Origin of the sequence: Pseudomonas sp. UBA7530, from assembly GCF_002479365.1 — a bacterium.
In the GTDB taxonomy this organism is placed as follows: Bacteria; Pseudomonadota; Gammaproteobacteria; order Pseudomonadales; family Pseudomonadaceae; genus Aquipseudomonas.
The window spans coordinates 225,346-234,018 of the sequence record NZ_DLMS01000007.1 but is presented as its reverse complement, the minus strand read 5'-3'; the positions used below and the strand labels follow the sequence as shown (position 1 = coordinate 234,018).

The window sequence follows — 8,673 nt, the reverse complement described above, 5'->3', positions numbered from 1 at the left end:
TCCAGCGTCCAGGTGCGCAGCGCCTTCGATTCGGCAATCGTGGTGCCGGCCGTCTTCCAGTCGGGCAGGCTGTCTTCGCCCAGCAGCTTTTCGGGGAAGATCTGGCGTTCATAGACGGGCAGCACGCGGCGGGGCACGAATTGGCCCAGTGCGGGGCTCCACGAGCCTTGCGCCGTGTGTACGCCACCGGCCTCGGCCACCGGGCCTTCGAAGACCCACTTGGGCAGGGGCGCCTGGCTCAGCGCCTTGCCGGCAGCTATGTCCTCCTGGATCATCTTCGCCACTTCCAGCCAGCCGGCCTCCTGCCACAGCTCGAACGGGCCCTGCTTCATGCCAAAGCCCCAGCGCATGGCCTGGTCCACGTCGCGCGCCGACTCGGCGATGCTCTCCAGATGGATGGCCGCGTAGTGGAAGCTGTTGCGCAGGATGGCCCACAGGAAGCGGCCCTGCGCGCCCTCGGCATTGCGCAGCAGCTTCAGGCGCTCGGCCGCGGGCTTCTTGAGCATGCGGCCATAGACCTCGTCGGCCTTGCCGCCTGCGGGCACGTAGTCCTCGCTGTCCAGCTCGAACTGCAGGATGTCGCGGCCAACCTTCTTGTAGAAGCCCTTCTTGGCCTTCTGGCCCAGGTTGCCCAGCTCGATCAGCTTGGCCAGCACGGGCGGCGTGCCGAAGCTGGCGTAGAAGGGATCGGTCTCGGCGCTGAGGTTGTCCTGCAGCGTCCTGATCACATGGGCCATGGTGTCCAGGCCCACCACGTCGGCCGTGCGGAAGGTGCCGCTCGATGCGCGGCCCAGCTTCTTGCCCGTGAGGTCATCGACCACGTCGAAGCTCAGGCCGAAGTTCTCGACCTCCTTCATCGTGCCCAGCATGCCGGCGATGCCGATGCGGTTGGCGATGAAGTTGGGCGTGTCCTTGGCGCGCACCACGCCCTTGCCCAGGCCGCTGGTGACGAAGGCTTCCAGCTGGTCCAGCACCACGGGCTGCGTGGTCGGCGTGGCGATCAGCTCCACCAGCGGCATGTAGCGCGGCGGGTTGAAGAAGTGGATGCCGCAAAAGCGCGGCTTGATCGCGTCTGGCAGGGCCTCGGACAGCTGGGTGATGGACAGGCCCGAGGTGTTGGACGCCACGATGGCGTGCCTGGCCACATGGGGCGCAATCTTGGTGTAGAGATCGAGCTTCCAGTCCATGCGCTCGGCGATCGCCTCGATGACCAGATCACAGCCTTTGAGCAGTTTGAGGTGTTCCTCATAGTTGGCGGCCTGGATCAGGTCAGCGTCCTCGGCCACGCCGATGGGCGAGGGCTTGAGCTTCTTGAGGTTGGCGATGGCGCGCTCGGCGATGCCGCTCTTGGAACCCTCCTTGGCAGGAAGGTCGAACAGCACGACCGGCACCTTGACATTGACCAGATGGGCCGCGATCTGCGCACCCATCACGCCGGCGCCGAGCACGGCGACTTTCTTCACATTGAATCGGGACATTGGATGTTCCACAAAGGGGAGGCAGGCGGCCGCTGCGGCCGCCTGCCGGAATGGTTTACTGCACGCGCACCCAGGTCTGGGTGCGGCCGAAGGGGCCGATGGAGCCGCGCACCTCGAGCTTGGCACCGCCCTCGATGGGCGTCAGGCGCAGCGTGTAGGTCTTGCCGTTTTCGGGGTCGAGGATCTTGCCGCCCTCCCAGACCTCCTTGCCCTCGGCCTTCTTGGCGCCGCGGATGATCTCCAGGCCCTTGAGCGGCTGGCCCTTGCGGTCGTCCGAGCATTCGGTGCAGGTGGCGGCCGGGTCGGCCCCCTTGCGCAGGATCTGCTCGATGCGGCCCGTGAGCACGCCGTCGTTCTCGGCCACGCGGATCTCGGACTTGGCCTCGCCGCTCTTGTCGTCCACGCTCTTCCACAGGCCCACGGGCGTCATCTGCGCCTGCGCGGCGGCTGCCGCGAGGCCCAGGACCATTGCTGCCAGTGCTTGATATGCCTTCATTTCAAACCCCTTTCGCCTTGAGAGTGAGACCGGGCCACAGGCCCGGCGCTGCATTGCCGCAAGCCCGGGATCAGGCCAGTGCCGCGTCCGTGTCCATCAGGGACTTGCTGCCCGCGCGGGCCGTGCGCATCAGCGTGGCGGTCTCGGGCAGCAGCTTGGCGAAGTAGAAGCGCGCGGTCTGCAGCTTGGCCTGGTAGAACGGGTCGGTGTTGCCGCCCGCGATCTCGCGCAGCGCCACCTGTGCCATGCGCGCGAAGAAGTAGCCGAACACCAGATGGCCCGCCACCCGCAGGTAGTCCACGGAAGCGGCGCCCACTTCGTCAGGGTTCTGCATGCCCTTGAAGCCGATTTCGGTGGTGAACTTGGTCATCTGCTCGCCCAGGTAGGCGATGGGGTTGATGAACTCGGCCATCTTCTCGTTGACGCCCTCTTCCTCCACCAGCTGGGCCACCAGCTTGCCGAACTTCTTGAGCGAGGCACCCTGGTTGCCCAGCACCTTGCGGCCCAGCAGGTCCAGCGCCTGAACGCCGGTGGTGCCTTCGTACATCATGGAGATGCGGCAGTCGCGCAGGTTCTGCTCCATGCCCCACTCGCTGATGAAGCCGTGGCCACCGTAGATCTGCATGCCATGGGAAGCGGCTTCGAAGCCCACTTCGGTCATGAAGGCCTTGGCGATCGGAGTCAGGAAAGCCAGCAGCTCGTCGGCGGCTTTCTTCTCTTCTTCGTCCTGGCTGTGCTGAACGATATCCACTTGCTTGGCGGTGAAGTAGACCATGGCGCGGTTGCCTTCGGCGAACGCCTTCATGGTCAGCAGCATGCGGCGAACGTCCGGGTGCACGATGATCGGGTCAGCGGCTTTTTCCGGCGCTTTCGGGCCAGTCAGCGAACGCATCTGCAGACGCTCGCGAGCGTACCTGATACCACCCTGGAAACCGACTTCGGCGTGGGCCAGGCCTTGCAGCGCGGTACCCAGACGAGCGGTGTTCATGAAGGTGAACATGCAGTTCAGGCCCTTGTTGGCCGGGCCGATCAGGAAACCGGTAGCGCCGTCGAAGTTCATCACGCAGGTGGCGTTACCGTGGATGCCCATCTTGTGCTCGATGGAGCCACAGGAAACGGCGTTACGCTCGCCTACGCCGCCTTCGGCATTGGGCAGAAACTTCGGCACGATGAACAGCGAGATACCCTTGGTACCGGCCGGGGCATCGGGCAGGCGGGCCAGCACGATATGGACGATGTTGTCGGCCATGTCGTGCTCACCAGCGGAAATGAAGATCTTGGTGCCGGTGACCTTGTAGCTGCCGTCGGCCTGCGGTTCGGCCTTGGTGCGCAGCATGCCCAGGTCGGTGCCGCAATGCGGCTCGGTCAGGCACATGGTGCCGGTCCACTCGCCGGAAACCAGCTTGGTCAGGTAGGTGTGTTTCTGCTCGTCGGTGCCGTGAGCGCCGATGGTGTTCATCGCGCCGTGGGAGAGGCCGGGGTACATGCCCCAGGACCAGTTGGCCGAACCGACCATTTCGCTGACGGCCAGGCCGAGGGATTCCGGCAGGCCCTGGCCGCCGTGCTCGACGTCATGGGCCAGGCTCGGCCAGCCGCCTTCGACGAACTGCTGATAAGCCTCTTTGAAGCCGGTCGGAGTCTTCACGCCGGATTCGCTCCAGGTGCAGCCCTCGGTATCACCCACACGGTTCAGCGGTGCCAGAACCTGCTCGCAGAACTTGGCGCCTTCTTCGAGGATGGCGTCGACCATGTCCGGAGTGGCGTCCTGGCAACCTGGCAGGCTCTGGTAGTGAGCTTCATAGCCCAGCAGCTCGTCACGAACGAAACGAATGTCACGCAAGGGGGCCTTGTAGTCAGGCATAACGGTAAACCTCTGCGGTGGATTCCTAGTAGTTGGGGTGACCGTCTTGGCGGTCGCTCTCGGGATCAGTCCCGGCTGCCTGGCCACTGAGGCTGCGGCCAACGCAATCAAACAGGCGTTTGAAACATACGTTTACGCCAACCCCTTGTCAAGCGCTGCCAATCGGCCGCTATGCGACCAGATCGATGCGTGGCTCCGGCGCGGGCAATTCACCCAGACGCCGATAGAGATCAAGATTAGGCGCTGGCGGCAGAGCCTGCTGCAAAGGCTCGGCTGTCGACTCATCAGCCTGCCTGGCTTCGGCACGCGCCTTGCGCTGCTCGACGGCGTCGCTGGCCTCTTCGCTCCGCAGTTCGGCCAGTTCGACGCGCGCCTGCGCCGCCTGTGCCTGGGCCAGCGCGGCGACGCGCAGGTCCTGCGGAGAAGGCTCGATGGGAGCGAGCGCCGCGCGCAGAACGACCTCCATCTTGCGCAGCGTCGCTTCGGGATCGTTGGGAACGGGGGCGGTGTCGATGCTGACTTCACCGGATACGGCATAGCGCTGTCCGTCAGGGCCGCGCTTGAAGCTGTAGGTGGGCGATCCGGCGTACTGTCCGCCAACGGCTGCATGCGCCTGCTCGTGAGTGCGAACCTCACGGTCGCGCTGCACCAGCTCGGTGACTTCCAGCTGCTGCTGACGTTGTTCCTCGGGGCTTAATTCGGGCTTGCCGGCAGGCGATGCAGCGGGCTCGCGATCAGCCTCTTCCCGTTCCGAGGCAGCGGAGTCGGCCTGCTGCTCCTGTGGCGCAGCCACCGGCGCCTGATCGGCACGAGCGATATCAGGTGATACATCGGAAGTAAGCGGCCTGGCCGAACTGACGGAGGGCGCTGGGGTAAAAGCTGGCAGGCTGTTGCCGATCTGCATGAGCGCCCTCCTACCCCGCTACCGGCCGCATCCGCAGCCGGGGTGAAACTAACTATGCGCGGGTGTCGATCAAGGTACCCAGCACCTCGTCGGCGGTGTCGACGACGCGTGCGTTGGCACGCACTTCGTTTTCACCGACGCGCAACGCCACGAGACTTTCGGTCAGGTCGGGACGGCTTCGCTCGGAGGCCTGCGTACTGGGGTTGACCTGATTCTGCGGCGGCGTCTGTGTAGCCTGCTGCGGCGGGTTGACGGTGTTGCTGGCGATATCACCGGCAGCCTGCTCGACGCGGCGTTGCCCGGCCTGGATACCGTTCAAACCCGAGTTGAATGCGTTGGCGGAGATTTGCATCGGCAGCCCCCTGAGGATGTAGAACCTAATGGCCAGTATTGAAGCAGAAATCGGCTAAAAAACGTACAGACAAAAAGCTATGATCGCGTTGCTGTTTATTACCAGCCAGGAAGCCGCTGCAGATCGAGGTACGCCGAGACCGCATCGGCACTGGCGTCCTCCAGCCGCGGCACATGACCCAGGCATGGGACAGACAAGCGCCCGGCGAGGGTCGCCAGGTTGTCCTCCAGTCGCGCTGTTTGCGGCTCGACGATATTGGCCACCCAGCCCGCCAGTTGCAGACCATCGCGGGCAATGGCTTCGGCGCTCAGCACGGCGTGGTTGATACAGCCCAGACGCACGCCGACTACCAGGATCACCGGCAACCCCAGCGCGATGGCCAGATCCGAGAGCGTCTGCTCGCCAGCCAGCGGCACGCGCCAGCCCCCCGCCCCCTCGACCAGGGAAAAATCGGCGCCCTTGTCCAGAATGTCGCGTACGGGCTGATAGAGGCTGGCGACATCCAGTTCGACGCCAACTTCGCGTGCCGCCAGGTGCGGTGCGATGGCCGGTTCGAAGGCCAGCGGGTTGACCTCTTCATAGCGCAGCGGCAGCGAGCACTGCGCCAGCAACGCCAGCGCGTCGTCATTGCGCAGCCCTTGCGCCGTCCTCACGCAACCGGAAGCCACCGGCTTGGCCGCAGCCGTGCTCAGACCCTGAAGACGCGCCGCATGCAGCAGGCCGGCAGCGATGGTGGTCTTGCCGACCTCCGTATCGGTGCCGGTGATGAAATAAGCCTGGGCCATCTGATCCCCCGTAGCAGCGAGCCCTGCTCGCGAAGCTTGTCTGTTACCTGGTTGTCACGCGAGGTTCGCGTCTATGAAGGCTTCCGCAGCACGCCGTATACGACCTGATAGGTCGTCGGCAGCCCATGCGGCTGGCGAAAGCGCTCGTATGCCTCGATCAGCGCGCGTATGCGCGAACGCCCGGTCAAGCCACCCGGCCGCCCCGGATTGAGATTGTGCGCGCCGAGCTCCCTGAGCGAGCCGGTCAGGCTGCGCAGATCGGGGAAATGCAGCACCTCGGCCTGTCGTTGCAGGGTCAGCGACCGCAAACCACTGGCGGCGCACATCTGCTGGTAATCCTCGAAGCGCCGAAAGCGATTGACGTGGACGAAGCCATCGACCGCCAGCCAACTGTCGCGCAACTCCTGGAGGGTACCCACGCACAGGCTGGAAAAACCCAGCACACCGCCCGGACGCAACACGCGCTGCGCCTCGCTTAGCACCCGCGGGAAATCGCCGCACCATTGCAGTGCCAGACTGGAGAACAGCAGATCGACACTGGCGTCCTGCAGCGGCAGCGCCTCGGCATCGCCGGCAACGAAATAGGCAGCGCCGCCCTGTGGCCTGGCATGACGCAACATGCCTTCGGCAATATCCAGGGCCAGGCCTTCGCCCTGCGCATAACGCTCGGCCAGGGCGCGAGTGAAGTGGCCCGTGCCGCAGCCCAGGTCCAGCCAGCGACGCGGTTGCAACGCTGCCGGTAGTTGCGCCAGCAGCTGCGTGCCGACCGTACGCTGCAACTCGGCCACCGAGTCGTAGCTTTCTGCCGCCCGGGAAAAGGATGCAGCCACCTGACGCTTGTCCGGTAGAGCGCAAGTGCCGCTGTGCGCGCCGGGTGACTCGCGCAGTGGGCGCACGCAATGTTCAGACATCACAGGCCTCGCGGATGAAATCAAGCATCAAGGTCGCCAGCGCATCCGCCTGTTCGAGCACGAAGGCATGGCCGCACTCTTCCAGCACATCCACCTCGCCGCCAGGCAAAAGCGCCAGCAGGTCATCGGCAACGGCGGCCGGCACCAACGCGTCCTGCTCGGCCAGCAGATGCAGTTGCGGGCCAGCGAACCCGGCCAGCGCCGCGCGGTTGTCCAGACTGGCCAGCAGGCGCAGCCCGGCCAGCAGAGCGGACTGGTCGCTAGTCGCCAGATGGCCTTGCAGCTGGCGTGAAAGCCGTCGCGTGTCGGCGCCCCCCTGCGCGCAAAGCATGGCGAAACGCTTGAGGGCAGCGCCGGCGTCATCCTGACAACCCTGATAGAAGGCGGCGTAGGTTGGCGCCGGCATCGCCGCGTGCCAGGTGTCGCCGGCGACGAAACAGGCATTGCTGGCCAGGGTGATAAGGCCGCGGCAGCGCTCGCCGCGCCGTGCCGCCAGGGCCGTGGCGAGCATGCCGCCGAGCGACCAGCCGACCAGCCAGCAATCTTGTGGCAGGCGCGTGTCCAACTCGTCGAGCCAGTCGGCGGTGGCTGCACTGGCTAACCGCGGCAGGGCCGACAGCTGCACGTTCAGGTCATATCCCAGCGCGTCCACCAATGGTTGCAGCACGGTGCCATCCAGGCCCCAGCCCGGCAACAGAATCAGTGTCTCACGCATCGCTTTGCACCTGCGGCCAGCATTCGGCTAGCGCTTCAAGCAACAGATCGAGCTGCGCCTCGCTGTGCGCGGCGGACAGGGTCACGCGCAAGCGCGCGCTGCCCGCCGGTACGGTCGGCGGGCGGATGGCGCCGACCAGCAGGCCGCGTTTTCTGAGCAGGGCGGAGAGTTTCAGCGCGCGGGCGCTGTCGCCGACCAGGATCGGCTGAATCGGCGTCGGGCTGTCCATCAGGCTCAGGCCGATCTCGGCGGCGCCCTGACGAAAACGCCCGATCAACCGCTGCAAATGCTCGCGGCGCCAGTGCTCACTGCGCAGCAGCTCCAGGCTTTTCAGCGTGGCACAGGCCACCGCCGGCGGCTGGCTGGTGGTGTAGATGTAGGGGCGGGCGAACTGGATCAGGGTCTCGATCAGCCCCTCGCTGCCGGCAACGAAGGCACCGGCGGTACCGAAGGCCTTGCCCAGGGTGCCGACCAGCACCTGCACATCATCCTGGCCCAGGCCGAAGTGCTCGACGATGCCGCCGCCGGTGGCGCCCAGCGGGCCGAAGCCATGGGCATCGTCGACCATTACCCAGGCGTCCCGGGCGCGCGCTTCGGCGCACAGTGCAGGCAGATCGGCCAGGTCGCCGTCCATGCTGAACACACCGTCAGTGACCACCAGGCAATTGCCGCTAGCCTTGTGCAGACGACTGGCCAGGCTTGCCGCATCGTTGTGCAGGTAGCGGGAGAATCGCGCGCCCGAGAGCAGGCCGGCGTCGAGCAGCGAGGCATGATTGAGGCGATCTTCCAGCACGCTATCGCCCTGCCCCACCAGTGCGGTGACCACAGCCAGGTTGGCCATGTAGCCGGTGGAGAACAGCAGCGCCCGGGGCCGGCCGGTGAACGCGGCCAGTGCCTCTTCCAGTTCGTGGTGCGGCGTGCTGTGGCCGATCACCAGATGCGAAGCGCCGCCGCCAACGCCCCACTTTTCCGCCCCCTGCTGCAGCGCGCGAATGATCTCGGGATGATTGGCCAGGCCAAGGTAATCGTTGGAGCAGAAGGCCAACAGTTGCTCACCGTCCACCTCGACCTGCGGCCCCTGCGGGCTCTGCAGCAACGGGCGCTGACGCAACAGGTCGGCGGCCTGGCGCTCGGCCAGGCGCTTAGCAAGATCGAAACTCATGCACGTTTC

9 protein-coding genes are annotated in these 8,673 nt (G+C 65.7%); all 9 read right to left on the bottom strand.

Features of this window, described 5'->3' with window-relative positions:
- Positions 1 to 1,478 (bottom strand): 3-hydroxyacyl-CoA dehydrogenase (locus tag B2U07_RS12505; protein WP_296277093.1); only part of this gene is annotated, 1,478 nt, incomplete at its 3' end.
- A 55-nt stretch (positions 1,479 to 1,533) separates the two neighbouring features.
- The gene (locus B2U07_RS12500; RefSeq protein ID WP_296277092.1) at positions 1,534 to 1,974 is read right to left on the bottom strand and encodes a DUF2147 domain-containing protein; all 441 of its coding nucleotides are present in this window, start codon (positions 1,972 to 1,974) and stop codon (positions 1,534 to 1,536) included.
- Between the two features lie 70 nt (positions 1,975 to 2,044).
- A complete protein-coding gene (locus B2U07_RS12495) occupies positions 2,045 to 3,835 on the bottom strand; it encodes a phenylacyl-CoA dehydrogenase (protein ID WP_296277091.1) in 1,791 nt (596 codons plus the stop codon).
- A 169-nt stretch (positions 3,836 to 4,004) separates the two neighbouring features.
- Positions 4,005 to 4,739 carry a putative metalloprotease CJM1_0395 family protein gene (locus B2U07_RS12490; protein ID WP_275547468.1) on the bottom strand — a complete coding sequence of 245 codons (735 nt, stop codon included), beginning with the start codon at positions 4,737 to 4,739 and terminating at the stop codon, positions 4,005 to 4,007.
- Positions 4,740 to 4,791: 52 nt separating this feature from the next.
- A complete protein-coding gene (locus B2U07_RS12485) occupies positions 4,792 to 5,091 on the bottom strand; it encodes a hypothetical protein (protein ID WP_275547469.1) in 300 nt (99 codons plus the stop codon).
- Between the two features lie 98 nt (positions 5,092 to 5,189).
- Positions 5,190 to 5,876: a dethiobiotin synthase gene (gene bioD, locus B2U07_RS12480; RefSeq protein ID WP_275547470.1), complete on the bottom strand. Its 687-nt coding sequence runs from the start codon at positions 5,874 to 5,876 to the stop codon at positions 5,190 to 5,192.
- A 71-nt stretch (positions 5,877 to 5,947) separates the two neighbouring features.
- Positions 5,948 to 6,787: a malonyl-ACP O-methyltransferase BioC gene (gene bioC, locus B2U07_RS12475; RefSeq protein ID WP_275547471.1), complete on the bottom strand. Its 840-nt coding sequence runs from the start codon at positions 6,785 to 6,787 to the stop codon at positions 5,948 to 5,950.
- Positions 6,780 to 7,502: an alpha/beta fold hydrolase gene (locus tag B2U07_RS12470; RefSeq protein WP_275547472.1), complete on the bottom strand. Its 723-nt coding sequence runs from the start codon at positions 7,500 to 7,502 to the stop codon at positions 6,780 to 6,782. The genes bioC and B2U07_RS12470 overlap by 8 nt, the downstream gene beginning before the upstream one ends.
- A complete protein-coding gene (bioF, locus tag B2U07_RS12465) occupies positions 7,495 to 8,664 on the bottom strand; it encodes an 8-amino-7-oxononanoate synthase (RefSeq protein ID WP_296277090.1) in 1,170 nt (389 codons plus the stop codon). The genes B2U07_RS12470 and bioF overlap by 8 nt, the downstream gene beginning before the upstream one ends.
- Positions 8,665 to 8,673 lie beyond the last annotated feature (9 nt).

Bases quoted from the DNA above. Each gene is read 5' to 3' on its own strand.
- B2U07_RS12490 (WP_275547468.1), bottom strand. From the start codon at position 4,739: ATGCAGATCGGCAACAGCCTGCCAGCTTTTACCCCAGCGCCCTCCGTC.
- B2U07_RS12495 (WP_296277091.1), bottom strand. From the start codon at position 3,835: ATGCCTGACTACAAGGCCCCCTTGCGTGACATTCGTTTCGTTCGTGAC.
- B2U07_RS12485 (WP_275547469.1), bottom strand. From the start codon at position 5,091: ATGCAAATCTCCGCCAACGCATTCAACTCGGGTTTGAACGGTATCCAG.
- bioC (WP_275547471.1), bottom strand. From the start codon at position 6,787: ATGTCTGAACATTGCGTGCGCCCACTGCGCGAGTCACCCGGCGCGCAC.
- B2U07_RS12470 (WP_275547472.1), bottom strand. From the start codon at position 7,502: ATGCGTGAGACACTGATTCTGTTGCCGGGCTGGGGCCTGGATGGCACC.
- B2U07_RS12500 (WP_296277092.1), bottom strand. From the start codon at position 1,974: ATGAAGGCATATCAAGCACTGGCAGCAATGGTCCTGGGCCTCGCGGCA.
- bioD (WP_275547470.1), bottom strand. From the start codon at position 5,876: ATGGCCCAGGCTTATTTCATCACCGGCACCGATACGGAGGTCGGCAAG.
- bioF (WP_296277090.1), bottom strand. From the start codon at position 8,664: ATGAGTTTCGATCTTGCTAAGCGCCTGGCCGAGCGCCAGGCCGCCGAC.